The 18,965-nt window shown below is 61.0% G+C and carries 14 protein-coding genes; 12 read left to right on the plus strand and 2 right to left on the minus strand.

The annotated features are described in order from the left end of the window. From DCO45_RS02070 to DCO45_RS02080, 3 genes are all read left to right on the plus strand, one after another. On the plus strand, window positions 1–1,050 hold the full coding sequence (locus DCO45_RS02070) for a FecR domain-containing protein (protein ID WP_116924257.1): 1,050 nt from the start codon (window positions 1–3) through the stop codon (window positions 1,048–1,050). Between the two features lie 136 nt (window positions 1,051–1,186). After that, complete coding sequence (locus DCO45_RS02075; RefSeq protein WP_116924258.1) at window positions 1,187–3,670, plus strand: TonB-dependent receptor; 2,484 nt, start codon at window positions 1,187–1,189, stop codon at window positions 3,668–3,670. Window positions 3,671–4,072: 402 nt separating this feature from the next. Next, window positions 4,073–5,176 (plus strand): HAMP domain-containing sensor histidine kinase, encoded by a 1,104-nt coding sequence (locus DCO45_RS02080; RefSeq protein WP_133247981.1) that lies wholly within the window; start codon window positions 4,073–4,075, stop codon window positions 5,174–5,176. Between the two features lie 351 nt (window positions 5,177–5,527). Here DCO45_RS02080 and DCO45_RS02085 read toward each other — a convergent pair whose 3' ends face one another. Then, window positions 5,528–5,884, minus strand: coding sequence for a PRC-barrel domain-containing protein (locus DCO45_RS02085; protein WP_021028025.1), 357 nt, complete (start codon window positions 5,882–5,884; stop codon window positions 5,528–5,530). Window positions 5,885–6,755: 871 nt separating this feature from the next. On the opposite strand from DCO45_RS02085, the gene ribA reads away from it, so the two are divergent. Together ribA and DCO45_RS02095 are read left to right on the plus strand one after the other, a co-directional pair. Further along, on the plus strand, window positions 6,756–7,307 hold the full coding sequence (gene ribA / locus DCO45_RS02090; protein WP_243419222.1) for a GTP cyclohydrolase II: 552 nt from the start codon (window positions 6,756–6,758) through the stop codon (window positions 7,305–7,307). Beyond that, on the plus strand, window positions 7,304–8,998 hold the full coding sequence (locus DCO45_RS02095; protein ID WP_116924261.1) for a WD40 repeat domain-containing protein: 1,695 nt from the start codon (window positions 7,304–7,306) through the stop codon (window positions 8,996–8,998). The genes ribA and DCO45_RS02095 overlap by 4 nt, the downstream gene beginning before the upstream one ends. 344 nt (window positions 8,999–9,342) lie before the next feature. Here DCO45_RS02095 and DCO45_RS22850 read toward each other — a convergent pair whose 3' ends face one another. Then, on the minus strand, window positions 9,343–9,480 hold the full coding sequence (locus DCO45_RS22850) for a hypothetical protein (protein WP_165841096.1): 138 nt from the start codon (window positions 9,478–9,480) through the stop codon (window positions 9,343–9,345). Between the two features lie 139 nt (window positions 9,481–9,619). Here DCO45_RS22850 and DCO45_RS02100 point away from each other — a divergent pair, with 139 nt between their 5' ends. The 7 genes from DCO45_RS02100 (at window position 9,620) to DCO45_RS22855 (ending at window position 18,583) form a co-directional block, all read left to right on the plus strand. Next, a complete protein-coding gene (locus DCO45_RS02100) occupies window positions 9,620–10,051 on the plus strand; it encodes a hypothetical protein (RefSeq protein WP_133247983.1) in 432 nt (143 codons plus the stop codon). A 619-nt stretch (window positions 10,052–10,670) separates the two neighbouring features. Next, window positions 10,671–11,429: a hypothetical protein gene (locus DCO45_RS02105; RefSeq protein WP_133247985.1), complete on the plus strand. Its 759-nt coding sequence runs from the start codon at window positions 10,671–10,673 to the stop codon at window positions 11,427–11,429. 893 nt (window positions 11,430–12,322) lie between these two features. Then, on the plus strand, window positions 12,323–13,096 hold the full coding sequence (locus tag DCO45_RS02110; protein WP_165841097.1) for an IPTL-CTERM sorting domain-containing protein: 774 nt from the start codon (window positions 12,323–12,325) through the stop codon (window positions 13,094–13,096). An 857-nt stretch (window positions 13,097–13,953) separates the two neighbouring features. Continuing rightward, window positions 13,954–15,342 carry a DUF2341 domain-containing protein gene (locus tag DCO45_RS02115; protein ID WP_165841098.1) on the plus strand — a complete coding sequence of 463 codons (1,389 nt, stop codon included), beginning with the start codon at window positions 13,954–13,956 and terminating at the stop codon, window positions 15,340–15,342. Between the two features lie 430 nt (window positions 15,343–15,772). Next, entirely contained in the window at window positions 15,773–16,267 is a 495-nt protein-coding gene (locus tag DCO45_RS22470; RefSeq protein ID WP_133247987.1) for a hypothetical protein, read from the plus strand. Between the two features lie 77 nt (window positions 16,268–16,344). Then, window positions 16,345–17,052, plus strand: coding sequence for an IPTL-CTERM sorting domain-containing protein (locus DCO45_RS02120; protein WP_165841112.1), 708 nt, complete (start codon window positions 16,345–16,347; stop codon window positions 17,050–17,052). 1,012 nt (window positions 17,053–18,064) lie between these two features. Further along, window positions 18,065–18,583, plus strand: coding sequence for a hypothetical protein (locus tag DCO45_RS22855; protein ID WP_116924267.1), 519 nt, complete (start codon window positions 18,065–18,067; stop codon window positions 18,581–18,583). Window positions 18,584–18,965 lie beyond the last annotated feature (382 nt).

Raw genomic sequence — 18,965 nt, forward strand, 5'->3', positions numbered from 1 at the left:
ATGGCCGCGCCCGATCCCCTGCCCAGCGGCCTGCCGCTAGGCGCGCAGGCCATGCCAGGCGCGCTGCCCGCTGCCATCCCCCCCGCCGTTGCCCAAGCCGCCGTGCGCTGGCTGCTCGATCTGGAGCCCGGCGACAGCGCCGCTGCCCGCCGCAAGCGCCAGCAGTGGCAAAGCTGGCTCGATGCCGACCCGCTCCATGCCCAGGCCTGGCAGCGCATGGCGCAGATCGATGGCCAGTTGCGTGGCGTGCCCACGGCAGTGGCAGTGCAGACCCTCGCCTCCCCCGCGCTGTCGCGCCGCCACGCGGTGCGCCTGGCGGTGATGCTGGGCGCCGGTGCCGGCGGCCTGCTGGCCCTGGGCCACAGCCCGCTGGGTGAACAGGCCTGGCTCAGCGCCAGCGCCGATCTTTCAACCGCCACCGGTGAGCAGCAGCGCACGGTTTTGGCCGATGGCACGCGACTGCTGCTCAATACCGCTACGGCCGTGGACTTGCGCTACAGCAGCAGCGAGCGGCTGATTGTGCTGCGCGCCGGGGAGATCCAGATCGAGAGCGCTGCCGACCCCAGCCCCGACCCTGCGACCGGCCAGGCCCGCCCCTTGCGTGTGCGCAGCAGCCAGGGCTGGGCCCGTGCCATTGGCACGCGCTTTAGCGTGCGCCAGTACGCGGACGACACGCTGGTGCAGGTGCAAGAAGGCCAGGTAGAGCTGCAATTGCGCAACGATACGAGCCAGACCCTGCGCCTGGCTGCAGGCGAGCAAGGCCGCATCGCCGCCCACCAATTGCGGCGCGAGGCCGCCGCCACCGCTGCCGACCTGGCCTGGACCCAGGGCATGCTGGTGGCCAACGATATGCGCCTGGGCGACTTTATCGCCGAGCTGGCCCGCTACCGCCCCGGCCGCTTGCACTGCACCCAAGAGGCCGCCGCGCTGCGCATATCGGGCAGCTACCCGCTGCTGGATACGGACCGCGTGTTGGCCGCGCTCAGCCGCAGCTTGCCGCTGCGCATTACCACCCGCACGCGCTGGTGGGTCACGGTGGATAAAAGCTGATCTGCCAGGCCCCCCCGCAACGCATTCCAAAAAAAGGTGGCCAATTGGCCCAGCCCGCGTGTCAAGCCCTGCACAAGCGCCGCATAAACCATGGCGGCGCGCTGCCACCAGCTTGTCAAACTCGGGACCTATTCGCATGTACCGCACTCGCTTCTCTGCCCCCGCCACGCCCCGTGGCACCGCGCTTTGCGCCCATCTGCTGTGCCTGGGCCTGGCCGCCTGCACCAGCCTTGCCGCGCTGGCACCCAGCTCTGCGCATGCGCAGGCGCAGCAGCCGGCCAGCCCCCCCGCAGCGCGCAGCTACTCCATCCCCGCCGGCCCGCTGGCTGCGGCGCTCAACCGCCTGGGGCAGGAATCGGGCACCTTGATCTCGTTCGCGCCCGATACCGTTGCCGGCCTGCGCAGCCCCGGCGTGCAGCGCGCCGCCGATGTGGGCCAGGCGCTGGGCAGCCTGCTGGCGGGCTTGCCGCTGCAGGCCCAGCGCGATGCCAGTGGCAGCTATGTGGTGCGCCGTGTGGCACCCACCGCAGCAGCGGCTGCCGCAGCTCCGGCTGCCGCTGCACAAGTCGCGCCCAGCATCACCTTGCCGGAGCTGCGCGTGACCGCCCAAGCCGAGCGCAGTGCCACCACCGAAGGCACCGGCAGCTACACCATCCGCAGCACGGCAGCCGCCACCGGCCTGCAGCTGTCGCCGCGCGAGACGCCGCAATCGGTCAGCGTGCTCACGCGCCAGCAGATCGAGGACCAGGGCATCACCAGCATTGGCGAGGCCGCGCGCCATATCACCGGCATCTCGGCGATCAGCTCGGACAGCGACCGCACCGATTTGGACGCCCGGGGCTTCTACATCGACAACTACCAGTACGACGGCGTGCCCACCTATGTCGCCAATGATTTTTTTGGCGCCTCGATGCTCGACCCGCTTCTGTACGACCGCATCGAGGTGGTGCGTGGAGCAACGGGCCTGATGACCGGCGCTGGCAACCCCGGTGCTTCCGTCAACCTGGTGCGCAAACGCGCCAGCAGCAAGACCTTCACTGGCTCGGCCAGCGCCAGCCTGGGCTCCTGGAACGAGCGCCGCGCCACCCTGGACCTGAGCACGCCGCTGACCGACGACGGCCGCATCCGCGCCCGTGTGGCCGCAATGGCCGATGAGCGCGACTCGCACCTGGACCGCTACCACACGCGCAACCGCGCGTTGCTCGCCACCGCCGAGGCCGATTTGACGCCTAACACCACCGCCTGGATCGGCCTGGAGCACCAGGCCAAGCGCCCCACCGGCGTCACCTGGGGCGGCCTGCCCATGGTCTACCAGGATGGCAGCGCCACGCACTGGCCGCGCTCGTTCAGCATTGGCGCCGATTGGACCGAGTGGAACACTACCAGCCGCACCACCTACGCCGGGCTCGAGCACCGCTTTGACAATGGCTGGTCCATCAAGGCCAACGCCAGCCGCCTCGATGCCGACTACACCTCCAAGCTCTTTTACCTGCTGAGCGAGCCCGACAGGAACACCGGCCTGGGCCTGGGCCCCTACCCCAATTACTCGCGCCAGAGCTTTGCGCAAAACAGCGGCAGCCTGCAGGCCACCGGGCCTTTTGATCTGCTCGGCCGCAAGCATGAGGCGGTGCTGGGCTTGACCGGCAGCCAGTCCAACTACGCCTACGGCAACCATGCCTACACCGCCACCCCCGTGGGCAATATCTTTGACTGGGATGGCTCCTACCCCGAGCCGGTATGGGGCGCCTTCCGCCCGCTGGGCGATGACCGCACGCGCCAGACCGCGGTCTATGGCGCGCTGCGCCTGTCGCTGGCCGATGACCTCAAGCTCATCGTAGGCGGGCGCGAATCCCGCTGGGAAAGCCAGAGCCTGACGGAAACGCGCAAGCACAAGGTCTTCACGCCCTACGCTGGGTTGCTGTATGACCTGAACGCTACCTACACCGTCTACGCCAGCTATACCGATATCTTCCAGGCGCAAAACTACCAGGACACGCAGGGCCGCTACCTGGACCCTGTGACTGGCAAAGCCTACGAGGCCGGCATCAAGGCCGCGTTTCTCGATGGCAAGGTTAATGCGTCCCTGGCCGTGTTCCGCATCGCCCAGGACAATGTTGCCGTGCAAGACGGCGACAACATGATTGGCGGCACCGGCAACCCCGCCTACCGGGGCGAGAAAGGTGTCACCAGCAAGGGCTTTGAGGCCGAGGTCTCCGGCGAGCTGGCCCGGGGCTGGCAGCTGATCGCCGGCTTTGCCCGGGCCGATGCCCGCGCGGCCGATGACGCGCGCCTGCAGTCGCAGCGCCCCAACAACATGGCACACCTCTACACCAGCTACCGCCTGCCGGGCAACTGGAGCGCCCTCAAGGTCGGCGGGGGCCTGACCTGGCGCGACGCCACCTACGCCACCACCACCACTTCGACGGACGTGGAGGCACGCCGCGACCAGGGCTCCATCACCGTCGCCAGCCTGATGGCCAGCTACGACATCTCGCGCCAGCTGTCGCTGCAGCTCAACATCAACAACCTGTTCGACAAAACCTACTTCGACTTTGCCGGCAGCCAGATCTACTACGGCGCGCCGCGCAAGTTCACGCTGACCGCCAAGTACGATTTCTAAGCGCACAACCACAAAGCCTGCTGGATAACCAGCGGGCTGCTTTGTCGAGGGGGTCTGAGAACATCTGCGCTACCCCTTCCTTCGTGTCATGGATCTGGCAAATTGGCGCCCTGGAAGACCGATGGCATCGGCAGCATCAGTGAGCGCAGTGCATCGCAACATTGCCAGGCCCTTGAAAAGATCGCCAAGACCTGAACAGAGGAGCCGCCATGGCTGCGATGGCAGCTCGCGACAGTGAATTCACCCCATTGCGGTCATTCGATATCGGGCTCTCGCGGGCCCAGGCCTTTTGCTATACTGCCGCGCACAGGCAGGAGAGACGCCATCAACACCCCAGCTGACATCGACCAGAGCGTCCTCACTGCGACGAATTCCAGGGCCGCACACTACATTCTTGAAATCGTGAAAGCCCAGACTGGCATGGGTCTGGTCGGCATGGCCTGGGTTCGCTCCAACATGTGGCGTGCATGCGCTGTGGTGGACGACATGGGGCTCGGCATGAAGGCCGGTGATGAACTGGATGTGGACAGCACCCTGTGCAAGGACGTCATGCAATCCCAGCTCGGGATTGCATTTGATGATGCCCTGGACCACCCTGTTTTTCGCGACCATAGAACGCCCAAGCTCTACGGATTTCGCGCCTACATCAGCGAACCGATTCTGCTCACAGATGGCAGCTATTTCGGCAATTTGTTTGCCTTGGACGCAGAGCCCAGGCCCATCACGAGCGAGAAAAACCGAGCGATTTTTACCGCGTGCGCCGGTATTCTCGGCAAGCTTCTTCAAGACCAGCTGATATCCCAGCAGCTGAGCAACGAGATTCAGAGCTTTAAAGAGACGGGCAACGCCCGCGAGGTGTTCCTGGCGGTTGTCGCCCACGATCTACGCAACCCTTTGCAGGCGATCACGATGGGGGCGAAGATGCTCTCACGGGGCGACGAGCCCAAAGCGGCGAAGCTCGGAGAGCGCATCGCTACCAGCGCTCGCCGCATGAGCAAGCTCATAGATGATCTGGTCGATTACGCCAAAGGCCGCGCTGGCCACGAAATATCCATTGCCACTGAACCCACGGAAAGCCTCTCGGCGGCTTTGCAAACAGTGATCAATGAGTTCGTAGAAGCGCATCCCCGCCATGACATCATTGCATCGCTTCAGCTACCAGTGGCGGTACGTGTCGACACCCCACGCATTCAGCAGCTCCTGTCCAACCTGCTAGGAAACGCTGTTGCCTACGGTGCACCGGACTTGCCGATACGGATCACAGGCAGCGTGGAAGGAAAAGACATCGTCATTCTGGTCAACAACCAAGGACCTCTGGTGCCGGACGACGTGATGGCCCAGATGTTCGATCCCTACTTCCAGGGCCCCAAGTCTGCCGCTACCAGCATGGGGCTGGGCCTGAGCATCTGCAAGCAGATCGTCGCAGCCCACCATGGAAGCCTGACAGTGCTATCTTGTTCAGATTCCGGCACCACATTCACTGTGAGGCTGCCTGTGGTTCTGTAAGCGGAAAAAATAAACCGGACGCTGGATACAGCACGAGGTCGATGAGCCGGTAACACGCACCAGCAAACCGAAAATGAGACTAAGACAGCCCCGAATCAGGCGTCACCAACCATGCGCATATGCATTCGAAGTGCTGATAGAACAACCCCAACGATTAGCCATTAAAAAAGCAGCCCGCTGAACCAGCGGACTGCTTTCTTGGAGGCTTAAATCAACAGCCGACCCATTCAAGGGGCTAAGACAGGTTCTGAGACGAGGCGTCCCCGACGAGGCGCGCAACCGCAGACAGTACTGCAAAAGTACGGCAAGGTTGCGCAACGAAGTATCAGGGCCTGTATTAGCCCCGCCACGTTAGATCCAAGGGACGCCGTAGTATTCGTTGACCTTTCGGCCGTACTCATCGTTATAGTCCTGCGTCGTCTCACGCGCATAGCGCGGCGCGCCTTCCAGCTGCTCCTTGGTGAGCGACACGACATAGCCGCCCAGGCCCGTGTCGTACTTCAGCGTTTCCCAAGGGAGCGGGTACACGTCGGTGCCCATGCCCAGAAAGCCGCCAAATTCCATCACCGCGTAGCGGACCTTGCCCGTGAGCTTGTCCAGCAGCAGGCTTTCCACCGAGCCCAGCTTGTCGCCATTGGGGTTGTACACCTTGGTGCCTTGCACCTTGTCCGAAGAGATCACGCTCGATGCTGTGTTGATCGTATTCATAGGGTTCTCCTGTGTTGGAAAGCGGGATTGCAAAGGGGCCGATGCGGGGTGCCGGTAAGAGCGCTTCCGTGATGTCTCGGCCTTGGATTCAATGCTAAACAGCGGCGCGGTCCAGCCGGGTAGTCATCGCCGTCCGATAGCCGTAGGACGGGCCGCACCGGTTGTGCAGGACTGGAAAAAGCGCCCATTTCTGCGGGGCGTATCTCCTCCCGTAAGCCCCTGCGCACGTGGGCTCGCCCACCTCAGAAGCTCCTGCACGCCGTCTTGGATGGGTGAGCAGCTGCCGCACCGCATGGGCAAGGCTGCGCCACAACCGCCACGCGTCGCCCTGCCTGCGGTGGACCAGGCGGCGGGTGGCGCCGGCATGCATCGCGGCCCCAGCGTTAGCGCCAGCCATTGCAGCAACGCCTGCAAACAACCCAGCCTGGGGATGTAACACCACCAAGCCCAAAAATCTCCCCAATATATCCGCCAGAACCCTATAACCCGCTAGATACTTCAAAATTTCCAGTAATCAACGAAAACCCGTCACTCGCAGATTTGGCCTTATCGCATAAAATTAAAAACATTAATAACTTCAATTAAATAATTTAAAAATAAAATAAAAAGCAAATTATCAATATTGTCTCTCCGCAGAAACAACTGAAGCCGTGACTACGGCATAAGCACGTAGTATCTTTCTTCCTCGGCGGTTAAAAATTCACTTTAATCTTGTATACAAATACGATGCCAACGGGGATTCACCATGGACTCAGATCAGTGCATAAACGGCGCTTCAAAAGACAGAGAAAATGCCTTAGCCAACCCCCGGGTTCGCAGCATTGTGCGGGTGCCCATCATTCTGGGAAATGGACACAAGGCCAGGTCCGAAATCATCAGCTTTGGCAACCTGAGCGATCACGGCGAGCACTTCGCGGTACGGTTTGAGGGCTCAGACACCAAAGCGCCGCTGGTGCGCCTGCATTCAGAGTGCATCACGGGCGACGCGCTGGCCTCCGCACGCTGCGACTGCGGCCCCCAGCTCCAGGAAGCACTGCAACACCTGCATAGGGAAGGTGGCCTGCTCTTGTATTTACGCCAAGAAGGCCGAGGCATTGGCCTTTATCGAAAACTCGAAGCCTACCTATTACAAGATCAAGGCTTGGATACCTATGCCGCCAATCGGGCCTTGGGCCATAAAGACGACGAGCGCAGTTACCAGGTCGCCGCTGACATGCTCGAAGCGCTGGGCATTCAAACCATCCGCTTGCTCAGCAATAACCCCGACAAACAAAAACAGCTCACCATGGCCGGCATTACCGTGGAGTCACGCATCCCTACCGGGGTGTTTGTCGATGCCGATAATCGCCACTACCTAGAAACCAAGGTCAAACATTCACGCCATTTAATAGACGTCCCGCCCGTCCAGAAGGAAATCCCATGATTGCCCATCTATCGCCCATCAGCGGCGTTGCCACCCATGGCGGTCGCTACATTGCAAGCGCCGGATACGACAACCAGGTGATCTTGTGGGATGCCCACCAAAAAATCGCACTGGCCCGTACCTGGCATGACCACTTGGCCAACCAGCTGTCCTTCAGCAGCGACGGAAACTATTTAATCAGTGCCTCCAGCGACCACACGGCCAGGTTGTGGTCCGTGCCCAGCATGAAGCTCATCTCCGTGCTGTCCGACCATGGGGACGATGTAGAAATGGCCCAGTTCCACCCGGCCGAGGCGCTTATTGCCACTGCCTCACGTGACCACCACGTCAGGGTATACGACTTCAAAGGCTGTCTCAGGCAATGCTTCAAAGGCCATAGGGCCGATGTGATCTCTATCGCCTGGTCCGCCAACGGCCAGACGCTGCTATCGTCCAGCGACGACGGCACGCTCAAACAATGGTCATTGGCAACAGGGGACCTGCTCCAGGACATCGACCTCGGCGGCGTAGAGACCGACACCATTGCCATCGCCAACAATGGCACCGTCTATGCTGGCAATGATGCCGGCATGATTTTGACCATCGACGGCGGCCATCGCCAGGCAACAGCTGCGCACCAGGCTGGCATCAAGCGATTGGTTTACCAGGACAGCGAGCAATTGCTGGTGAGCTTGAGCTACGACCGGCTGCTGCGTGTCTGGAAGGTGGCATCCAGCGCCCTCACACCCATCGCGCAATCCACCATTCCACCGGAGGTATGGCCAAGGTCCTGCGCCTTCTTAGACGAGAACACCTTGGTGTTTGCCACCTTTGGCTCCTCCTATGCGGTCTTCCATATCCCAACAGGCGAATGGAATCTCGACAAGGTCTGCGCCACAGACGGCATCAACGCAGCCCTGCACCACTTCTCTGGCGTGGTATCGATAGGGGACGCCGGAATTCTCAAAACCAATGGCCAAGCCCTCCGTGACCTGCGCAGCCTGTGCAACTTCCTCACTCCCATCGGCAACAAGATATGTACTGGCGGCCAAACAGGGACGCTGTTCGATGCCACGACGGGCGAGCCCCTTTACCAACACCGATCACCCTTGAACTGCGGCGCTGCATTCCTGCGCAACGGCATTGACCATATGGTCATTGGCAGCTACACGGGTGAAGGCCTGGTGTTTGCCCTTGCGCAAGATGGGGCTGTACACCATGTCGCAACGCTGCAGCTGCATGACAACGCCGTCAAATCGATCGCCGCCTCCAGCCATATGCTGTTTTCCGTATGCGCAGATGGCAGCGCCGCCTGGTGGTCGATTGCGACCTTGCGCGAGCTGTTCACCAAACGCGATGCCCACAGCCGGATTGCCAACGGTTGCGCCGCCTTGCCCAACGAGCGCTTTGTCAGCGTCAGCCGGGATCGCAAGCTGCGTATCTGGGAGAATTTTGCATCCACCGACTTGGACAGCCCTCACCGGCATTCCATCAAATGTGTTGCCGCCAGCCCTGATGGCCAATGGATTGCCACGGGCTCCTACCATGGCTACGTGGCCGTCTATGACCCTGCTACAGGGCAATGGCAGCCCTCCGTGCGCCCAACCTCTGCGGGCATCTCATCGCTGTGCTTTGACAGCGACAACGCCCAATTTCTGGCCAGCTCCTACGATGGCAACATCTACCACATCCCCATCGTAAAACGGCAGTAAGCTGCGGCGTCGCGCCGTGCTCCATCGCAGCTGCGAATCCTTGTCGCCATCGTCTTGGTCCTCACGCTCACCCTAGTCTGCAGGGCCTGCACCCACGCCGCGTGCCAACACGCCTCATCCAAGGCGGCCAAGCGCAGAGGGAAGGTATCGCGCACGCCCTCCCATCGGTCAACATTGCCAACGCAGCAGGCAGCGCTGCAAATCGGCCGCGCCCTCAAACCGGCACAGATCGAGATGCGCCTATATATGAGCACCACCGCTGCGTGCCCCGCCCCAAACGCCGCAAACAACACGGGCAGCCCTATGGGCTGCCCGGTTCAAGGTGTAGGGGTGCGGTCGTGCCGTCAATGGGGCACAAAGATCGCGATCAGCAGAAACACCAAAACAATCCCGCCGATGATGGCAAAACGCTTGTTGGCGAATCGCCCAGCGCGGGTGTTGGGATTGGTGGGCTTGGTAGGTTTGGGGTCAGGTGGGTTCATAGCTCACAATCTATCCATTGGCCTGGCGCGCGCGCGTCGGACAAAGGACAGAAAGCAGGTCAGCGCTGAGTCGCGGGGCTTGTCGGTAGCAAAAGATGGGCCCTACGTTGGGATAGAGGAAAACAGAATGCGTGGTTCGATGACTTTGGCAATGGTGCTGCTGGGCCTGGCACCGGCATGGGCAGCGGCGGGCACTGCGGTAGCCGTGCCCCAGGCCGCACGCAGCGAGCACCCACCAGCGACCGCCACCGCCAATACATCTAAACCCACCGCCAATGTCCGTGCCAGCGACATCGGCAGCAGCAGCGACCGTGACAGTGATTCTGATGAGCGCCCCGATGGAGACCAAAAGCCCCGGCGCCCGCTCTCCTCTCCGCCCGCCAGTGCGGAAACAACGCCATCTGCCCCCCAGCAGCCGGTCTTTATCATCAGCTGCAATGCCAGCGGCTGTACTGACAACCAGGGCCACTTTCTCACCCGCTCAGGCCCCCAGCACCTGGTGGGACCCAATGGCATCCGCTGCCAAAGCATGGGCGGCAATTGGCAGTGCAACGCGCCCACCGCACCGTAATGCACAGCACTGGCCCAGAGCACTTATGGGCTGCCTGGATGCGCCGGGCTGACGTCCGTCACGAATGACGCTGCTAGTGCGCAGCACCTAAACCCCTGCGGCTTGGCGGGTCACTGCTAACACCTGCTGCTGTCGCCTGACTGCAACGGCCGGGCGTGGCTGTGCACGGGTTGCGCCAGCCATTGGCAGCATTGCCAATTGGGCGTTAACGCACGCACCCACTCGCCCGCCAACCACCGCCAAACATCGGCGGGCGGCATGCCCCTCAATCCATGCCGATAGCTGCGCGGGGTGCGCTGTTGCTTGACCCAGCGCCTAGGCCTGGGTGGCTTGCTGCGAGCGCCAATCCGGCAAGTCCGAGCCAGCTGCAGCGTTCAAACTCCGCGGCTGATCAGCGCACGCCTCATAAACGAAAAACCAAACATCGCTATGGAATTGCAAACATTCATTAATTTCTTTTTTCACAGAATTGGCATTGAAAATTACATTGGTCATTAATCATTAATTAATGTCAACGCATCCATTCAATAACCAACGCGTTTAGTGCCCCCTGCGCATTGCAATAGCAAAGCTGTTTTCGTCCTCGGATAGTTTTTTAACTTTTTACAAAGGAAGCTCCATGCCAACGATCCGCCGCCATGTTTTACGCCGCTATGCAGCCATCGGGCTCTTGGCCTATGCCGCATCCTGGGGGCCGTTGGCATCCGCACAGAGCCAGCCACCGGTGGTGGTCATCGACAGCACAGGCTTTGATTTCTACTCGGCCTACACCGTGGGCGCGAACGAATGGCGTGGCCCGACCTTTACCACCGGTGCGGTTCCAACCCGGATCACGGAGATCACCTTCGGTTTGTCGAGTGGGGACCCGACAACCACAGCCCAACTGCGCCTATTCCAGCTCGATGAAAGCAGCGAATTGCCCACCGGCGCCGCGCTGGCCACCGCCACGTTGCCCATCGTGACGCCCAATGACGGCGCCAACCTCAACGCCAACACCTATACCGCGGCACAGTTGGGCAGCATCCCCAGCACCACGCTGCTGGCAGGCAAAAAATACGCCTTGATTTTGTCAAGCCCGTCCGGCGGCTATGTCGGTTTGTCCGATAACGACGGGCCTAGCAATGCTTATACGTATGCGGGCGGTTTTTCGACATCAGCTGCGGGCTATGTGGAGACGCTGGACAGCGGGACCACCTGGACCCAGAACAACCAGGTCACCCCTGCGATCAAACTGACCGTGGTGCCCGTCGACGACCCGATTGTGGTGCCCCCGGCTGCCCCCACCCCGGTGCCCACGCTGGGCGCCGTGGGCCTGGTCTCGCTGGTCTCCGTGGTGGGCTGGGTGGGCCTGCGCCGCAGCCGCAAGTCCGCCGTCTAAATCGGCACCCGGGGCGGCGCCCGGCCGGCGCTGCCCCTTATTTGCCGCAATGGACAGGGCGCGGGGCGCGACCGCGCCACGGGATCAGCCGGGGCAACGGTTCATTCGGCTAGAGATGGACAACAGATGGGGTGATGGCCCACCGCCACCATCGGCGCCGTCTGTGCAGCCCGGCACAAGGCAATTGGCATCGGCCCTGCACGGCGATAGCCTTGGCTCCGTCCCCCCACCCGACAGGGGCAGTGCCAAGCCGCTGCAGCGGCTGCAGACATGCGCCACCCTGTCTCACCCATGCGACTGCCAGCCAGCGTTCCCGCTTTTACATGCCTTTTCTTTTGTCATAACAATGACATAGAGAGGCTCACACAGATGCGGGCTTAGTCGCGCGGCATGACCATTTTTCACGGCCGCTCGCCGTGCAGCCACGCCCAGTTGGCCCCTCTGGCAGCGCCCCTATGCGCAGCGGCGCTGCATGTGCGCTGCTGCAGTGCAAAACGCCTCCGCAATAACGCCATTGCTGGCAGCTATAAGCCCTGGGCCAGGCAGCCCCAATGATATGGCAAAAACCTATTGATAGGTTAGTTTTTATAGTTCATATGAATTGACTGTGCTAGGCTATGTGTTAGATCAATCTTGCATACATTTCTTGCACACATTCTGTGAACTCTCAGAAGGCGCATGCCAACGCCCTGTTAGGAGGTCATCACCATTCATACATCTCATTCGCATTGAGAGGCTAAAGCCCTCCGCCACACCTGTGGCCACTGATGTCTATTTAGACATTTGTTATGAATCACAAATTTATATTTGTTTTATGCTATTGGAACGTGCTTTATTGCATACCACCTTTGAATGCAAGAAAGCAACCCACCCATTCACTGAAGAGTAGAAATATGAAAATGCCTCTCCTCCCTCGCCGACAACTCGCCGCTATCGCCTTGTTGGCCTGCACCGCTGCCTGGAGTCCCCTGGCCTCGGCACAAACCTCCCCCACCCCCATCGTGGTGGTCGACAGCACCGGATGGGATTACTACTCCACGTACGACGTCAGCGCCACCGAGTGGCGTGGCCCGGCCTTTACCACCGGGGCGGAGCCCGTGTATATCTCAGAAATCACGCTGGGGCTGTCCAATGGCGACCCTTCCGTGCAAGCCATCGTGCAGTTGTACCTGCTGGACGACACGACTGAACTGCCCACAGGCGCAGCATTGGGCACTGCCAGCCTGCCAGTGGTCGTCCCCAATGATGATGCCAACCTCAACCCCAATACCTACACCGCAGCCCAGTTGGGCAGCATCGCGGGCACGCTGCTGCAGCCTCACAAGAAATATGCGCTGATCGTCTCCAACACCTCCGGCGGCACCCTGGCCCTGTCGGACTACAACGGCCTGAGCGACACCAGCTATACCTTTGCCGGAGGTTTTTCGATTGCAGCCGACGGCTATCTGCACACCCCCGACGGCGGCAGCACCTGGGAGAAGCTCGGATTGGTCACTCCCGGCTTTCGCCTGACCGTTGTGCCGGAATCCGTACCTCCGGTGATCGTGGATCCTGTGCTCCCCCCCGCCGCGCCCACCCCCGTGCCCTCCCTGGGCATCCTGGGCTTGGTATCCCTGGCATCCGCACTGGGGTTGCTGGGCCTGCGTCGCAGCCGCAAAAAGGTTTAACAGCATTAATTTACCAAGCCTGGCACCACCACTTGGGCACGCCACCGCCATGCGTGGTGCTGCACCGGCACGCGCTGTAGCTCGGCCAGTGGGTAAAGCCTCACATTCGCTCCAGGCCCTCAGCACCTGCACCGCCTTTGTTTCTACCGTTAACTGGCGCCTCTGGGCACCTCTACGTACCCAGGCATGCCGATAAAACTGAACTCGTATCGCACACCGCTGCAGACGCACAGCACTCTGGGACAAGCTACTGCCTTACGTGCAAGCAGTCACAACATCGACCACAACGATCAACGCCCGACGGTTAAACGCGGGACTTCCAAAGCGTGCTTGGTGAACTGCTGATAAGACATGGCGTGCTGAAGGCCGTATCCGATGCGGCAGGTGGGGGCAGGAATGTGCTCAAGCGCAGCGAACAGTCACCACGATCCTCCTGTATTTCCTAAAACAATGATCTTTATTACTCATTTAATGAAATCACCATTTATCGCTCGTGCTGCGAAACAAAGAAATGTGGGCGGCCACTTACGATACCCGGATCACGGTGCGTTTACTACATCAGAAGATAGTACAAAAGGAGCGTATTGATGTTGCGCAAGATCTCACGTTGGAACGTGCAACGGGTACTCCACTTCATTAGCTCCTTCCCGCAGCACAGTCCAGCATGGCACGTTGAAGTCGTACACCGTCGACCAACGGTGCACGCGACAGCTAGGCTTGGCGGTATCTTGCTCTGGTTGTCGGTCCTTGGGCTAGGTGCTGCGCAAGTCCATGCACAGCCAACAGGCTGGAGCCAAGCCCAGTCCATCGTAGTAACGGAGCACAGCGGCACCGCGTTGTCTGGCTACCAGCTCAGGATGGTAATCGACACCAGCGCCATGGCTCCAGGCGCCGCCGACCTTCGTTTTGCTACTGATGCAGCAGGCGGCAACCCCTTGGCGCATTGGGTGGAAAGCGGCGCAGGCACGCCGAACACGGTGGTCTGGGTCAGACTCGCTTCCCTGGCAGCGTCTGCGCAAAGCCTGGTCTACCAGTTCAGCGGCAACCCAGCAGCGGTTGATACCAGCTCGCTCGTCGATGTTTTTGACTATGACAGCCCCGTCAACAACTCAGCCACGCTGCAGGTGGCCAGTGGCACAGCAGGGGGAGGGGTCGGCTCTCAAGTGGGATTTCGCTTTACACCCAAAGAAGACATTTTGCTAGTCAGCCTCGGCAAACGCGAACCCAATGGCACCACGCGCTATGTCACATTGTTTGACGTCAGCAGCCAAAGCAAGCTTGCGCAAATGCAGATCAATGGGCCTGCCGCGACCTATTCTTACCAGGACCTGTCGCATCCCCTGTGGCTCAGCCAGGGAGTCCAATACCAGTTGAACATTTTCCAGGGCGCCGGAGACAGGCACTACTACGGCGTATCGACTCAGATAAACCCAAAGCTGTATTACCAGGACACGCGCGTCTGCAACAACTGCACACCGGATACCTTTCCTACCAGAGCCTTGCTTAACGTCCACTATGGGTATCCCGATTTTCAATTTCGAACACGCCAGCAGGTGAGTGTGCCCCCCACCTGGGTATATGGCGCACTGGCCCCTGCTGCACCGGGCATCACGCCAACAGCGGGCGACGGGCAAGCAAGCTTCGCGATAAGCCCACCGCGCCAGGATGGCGGCAGACCCATTGAAGACTACACGGTGGCCTGCGCCCCCCTCGACGGCGGTGCCACCTTGGAAAATACCGGCAGCACCAGCCCCCTTATCGTGACAGGTTTGTTCAATGGCACAACCTATCGCTGCACCGCAACAGCCAGGAATGAGATCGGCGTCGGCGCTGCATCGCCCACCGTCGAGGTGACACCGATTGCTGCATTGGCGATAACCAACCAGAGTTTTGGCCATTTGCGGGTGGGTGATGCCTTCCATCTGCAACTGCTGGCATCGGGCGGACTGCCGCCATACGTATGGACAGCCATGGATGTGGGCCAGCCCCTGCCCATGGGATTGCAACTGTCGCCTGATGGTGTCCTCAGTGGCATGCCAACGAACGCGGGGGCTTACAGCACGCTGGTAACGGTCAGCGACAGCCGTGGGACACCCAGATCTGCCACCCAGGTTTTAAAGGGGGTTGTGGCAGCGGCCGATGTCGCAGAGCCAGCACCGGTGCACGATCTGGGCGCCCTGGGCCTGGTGTCCCTGGTGTCTGCGATAGGTGTCATCGGCCTGCGCCGCACGCGCAAAAAGGCGTAGCGACAGCATGGCTGCGCAGCCGGCCCGGCACCGACAAGGATTGCGACAGGGTAGTTAGTGCGGGACAGCCTTAGCGCCCACCACGGCACCGCCCTGGCAGTGCCTTGTAGATGAGCTACTTGATAGCTTCTTACAACGTAAAAATTTAAAGTCCATCATGAATAAGCAATACCTCCTCCTTGTAGATATGCGCTGCTCGCGTCCTGCATGTTCGCCGGCCTGGCCCAGGCGTAGAGCAACGAATTTACCGGCAACTCCACCCCCATCGGCAATATGGGCGCCAGCTACAGCGCTCAGACGGTCTTCGTGGACAATAGCGGCTCGGGGACACTGACAATCCAAAATGGCGGACAGTTGTCAACCCAAAGCGGTGCAATCGGCCAACAAGCTGGAAGCACGGGCACCGTGGTGGTGGATGGCCCAACTCTTCATGGACGCTCTCATCGGCCAGATAGATGTTCTGATGGTGGGATATGCCGGATCAGCGACTCTTCAGATGCGCAACGGCGGCACCGTCTCCACCAACAGTTTGGTGCAATCTTCGCAACGCCAAGGCTCCAGTGCGCTGGTGGAAGTCGATGGTGCTCATTCAACCTTGAGAGGCCAAAGCTGTTTTTTTGATAGGGTTGGTGTCTCGACCATTCGGATTAGCAATGGAGGTTTGATTAATTGCAAACAAAGCGCGATCCTGGACGCGGGCGAGTTGTCGCTGAGTGGCACGGGTTCCAAATGGCTTTCAGGTAACAGTATCTCCATCGGAAATGGGCCGCAGCAAAACCCTGCTTCGGTCACCGTCAATGAAGGTACGGCAAAAGAGGCAAGCGACGCCGTCTTTTTGGTGGAGTCCGCACCTGGCATTGTTTGCTCTCCTGTGCTCAATATTGAAGGTTGGCCAACCCGGGGGCAATCATCGCTCAAAGAATAATATTTATTGAGCAAAATCTGAGTGTGTTGAACCTGAACCACACAGACGCCTCTGGCAATTACCAACTCTCGCCCGCCATGGACAGTGTCGGGTTGGTCAATGTCAATGGTTCCGGCACCACAACGCTGCCAGGCAACAATAGCTACTTTGGGATCACCAGCATCAACGCGGGCACGCTACGTGCGGGCGCTGACACCGGCCTGAGCCCCAGTTCCGATTTTGTGGTGGCCGCAGGCGACACGCTCGACGCCAGCACCTACAGCCCCACGGTCCTGAGCCTGGACAGCGGCGGGGTGGTCACCCTGGCGGCAGGCGGCAGCAGCAGCGTGCTGACGGTGGCCCAGAACTACAGCGGCAATCGCAGCAGTGTGGCGCAGAATACGGCGCTGGGTGACAGCCGCTCGGCCACCCCAAAGCTGGTGGTGCAAGGCGATACGATCGGTAATACCACGCTGAACATCACCAACCTGAGCGGCACTGGTGCACAAACCACCGTTAACGGCATTTTGGTGGTGCAGGTCGATGGTGCCTCCAACGGCACGTTCAGCCTGCCCGCACCTGGTTATATGGAGGCAGGTGGATGGCGCTACACGCTGGCCAAGGTGGGCAAGCACTGGTATTTGCAGTCGGACCAGCAGGCGGAAACAGCCGGCCCCGACCCTGACCAGACCCCCAAGCCAACCACAGCGCCTACGCCAGTGCCCACGCTGGGCGCGCTGGGCATGGCCGTGATGGCCACGCTGATGGCGGCTGTGGGCCTGCGCCGCCACCGCAGAACACTGTAAACGGCGCAGGACACAGCGGGCGCTGGCAGCAGCCAACCGTTGGGTACGGGGGCGGGAGCGGGGACGCTGGTGCTGTGTTGGCTCAGCCATTTACCTCGCTTTACAAATAGCTTTTCTCAAACATATAATTAATAACCACTATGCAAAAGCAATACCTCCCTCCCTCGCCCACATCTTGCGCGCTAGCGGCCGGCTGCCCGGCATGGCACAGGCGCAAAGCAGCCCTTTCCATATTGACGCAGCACCCGCCCATGAGGTGGCGCTGCCCTGCTGGCGCAGGGCTCTGGCGGCTGGCGCGCAGTGCGTGTAAGCGGTGGCGGCCAACGGCTTTTGCCCAAGCCCACTGAGCAACCGGCGGATGGCACCAGGCGCTTTTTGCCCGGCAGTGCTTGGTGCTGGCTGATGGGCAGTAGATGGCCGCAGCCTGCCAGCGCTGCACAGATGCCGCCGCCGCGCATGAGGCGCCACATGGTGCGCTGCCGACCGGCAAGGCGACTGCTGCCCGACGGTGCCATACAGGCTGCCCTCGCCATATCCATTGCCAGAGCTACGCCCTACGCAGCCTACCCGCCTGCATGGCCTTGTGACCATCGGCTTGGCAGGCGCTGCGGTTCCACCTAAAAACAGCATGAAAAAACACCTCAAAACCTGTTGCGCTGGCGCAGCCGCCGGCGTGCTAGGCGCCGCATTCTGCGGGGCGCCTGCCAGCGCCCAGAATGTGACGCTGCCCGTGGTGGTGATGGACAGCACGGCCCTCAGCCGCCAACAAGGCCATACCGTCGATACCCAGCAATGGATGGGCCCGGCATTCCATACCGGGGCGGTAGCGACACAGATCAGCGAACTTTCGCTGGGCATGCAGCGACCGGAGTGGATGCCACACCCCTTGCAACACTGGTGGCCCAGGTCGGAGCGTGACCGCTGGCCATCTGCTGTGGCGGCATCGTCATCGGTCGTGACCACAACAATGGGCTTTAAAAGATGTATGCCAGCACGCGCCCATCCACGTGCAGTGTCTTGGGCCTGGGGCACGCAGACCATGGCGGCGGTATTGCGGCTCTACCAGCTCGATGACAGCACGGAGCTGCCCCAGGGTGCGGCGCTGGCCAGCACGACCATCGATGTTGCCGTCTTCGCGCCCAATGACGCGCGCCTCAACACCTACACGGCGGTGCAGCTGGGCAGCGTTGCCCGCACCCCGCTTCAGGCGTTTAAAAAATACGCGTTGGTGCTTGCCAGCAAGGACGGTTGCCCGCTGGAGCTGTATGACAACCGAGGACCCGCCAACGCCTATCGCTTTGGGGGCGGCTTCTCGGGCGCAGCCACTGGCTATCTGCGAACCCTCGATGGCGGCACCAATTGGAGCAAGGACGGCACGGTGACACCGGTGGTGCGCATGGCAGTGACAGCGATAGCCCATCAAGGCACTGACCGCGACATGGGCAGCGACAAGGACAGCGACTGGCCCGAGGGAGCCCTGCGCATGCCCGAACTGCCAGCCTGGGCGCAATGGCCATGGGTGGGGCGTTAGGCGGCCCTCTCTATATAGAGGCAGGAAAGCGTGGCTAGGCTGATGGCGCTGCAAGGCCCTCGCTGCAGGCCACAGCCCACGGTGCGCAACCCACGGGATCACCGCCGCTGAGCGCGACCCACCCCAGGGGCACATTCTGCGTGCCCCCTGGCATCCCGGGCAGCGGCGCGCAGTCAATCTCTCAATAGGCCGGCAGCCAACCCCGCCGGGTGGCTGCCGGCCTTTTGGTTGCCGGCTGGGGCCGATTGAAAAGCATGGAGGCAGAGGAACGCCGCCAGGCATAAGGCGAGCCCGTACGAAGCAGCCACCCAGCGCGCCCCCGGCCAAGACTTACAAAAAACTTACATAATACATAGCTATCACACCAGTTTTTTAATACCTT

The organism is Comamonas sp. JNW, from assembly GCF_003105075.1.
Lineage (GTDB): Bacteria > Pseudomonadota > Gammaproteobacteria > Burkholderiales > Burkholderiaceae_C > Comamonas > Comamonas squillarum.

Coding starts and splice junctions, on each gene's coding strand:
- DCO45_RS02075 (WP_116924258.1), top strand. CDS start 1,187: ATGTACCGCACTCGCTTCTCTGCCCCCGCCACGCCCCGTGGCACCGCG.
- DCO45_RS02105 (WP_133247985.1), top strand. CDS start 10,671: ATGCCAACGATCCGCCGCCATGTTTTACGCCGCTATGCAGCCATCGGG.
- DCO45_RS02085 (WP_021028025.1), bottom strand. CDS start 5,884: ATGAATACGATCAACACAGCATCGAGCGTGATCTCTTCGGACAAGGTG.
- DCO45_RS22850 (WP_165841096.1), bottom strand. CDS start 9,480: ATGAACCCACCTGACCCCAAACCTACCAAGCCCACCAATCCCAACACC.
- DCO45_RS02070 (WP_116924257.1), top strand. CDS start 1: ATGGCCGCGCCCGATCCCCTGCCCAGCGGCCTGCCGCTAGGCGCGCAG.
- DCO45_RS02100 (WP_133247983.1), top strand. CDS start 9,620: ATGACTTTGGCAATGGTGCTGCTGGGCCTGGCACCGGCATGGGCAGCG.
- DCO45_RS02120 (WP_165841112.1), top strand. CDS start 16,345: ATGGACAGTGTCGGGTTGGTCAATGTCAATGGTTCCGGCACCACAACG.
- DCO45_RS22470 (WP_133247987.1), top strand. CDS start 15,773: ATGGACGCTCTCATCGGCCAGATAGATGTTCTGATGGTGGGATATGCC.
- DCO45_RS02115 (WP_165841098.1), top strand. CDS start 13,954: ATGGTAATCGACACCAGCGCCATGGCTCCAGGCGCCGCCGACCTTCGT.
- DCO45_RS02110 (WP_165841097.1), top strand. CDS start 12,323: ATGAAAATGCCTCTCCTCCCTCGCCGACAACTCGCCGCTATCGCCTTG.
- DCO45_RS02095 (WP_116924261.1), top strand. CDS start 7,304: ATGATTGCCCATCTATCGCCCATCAGCGGCGTTGCCACCCATGGCGGT.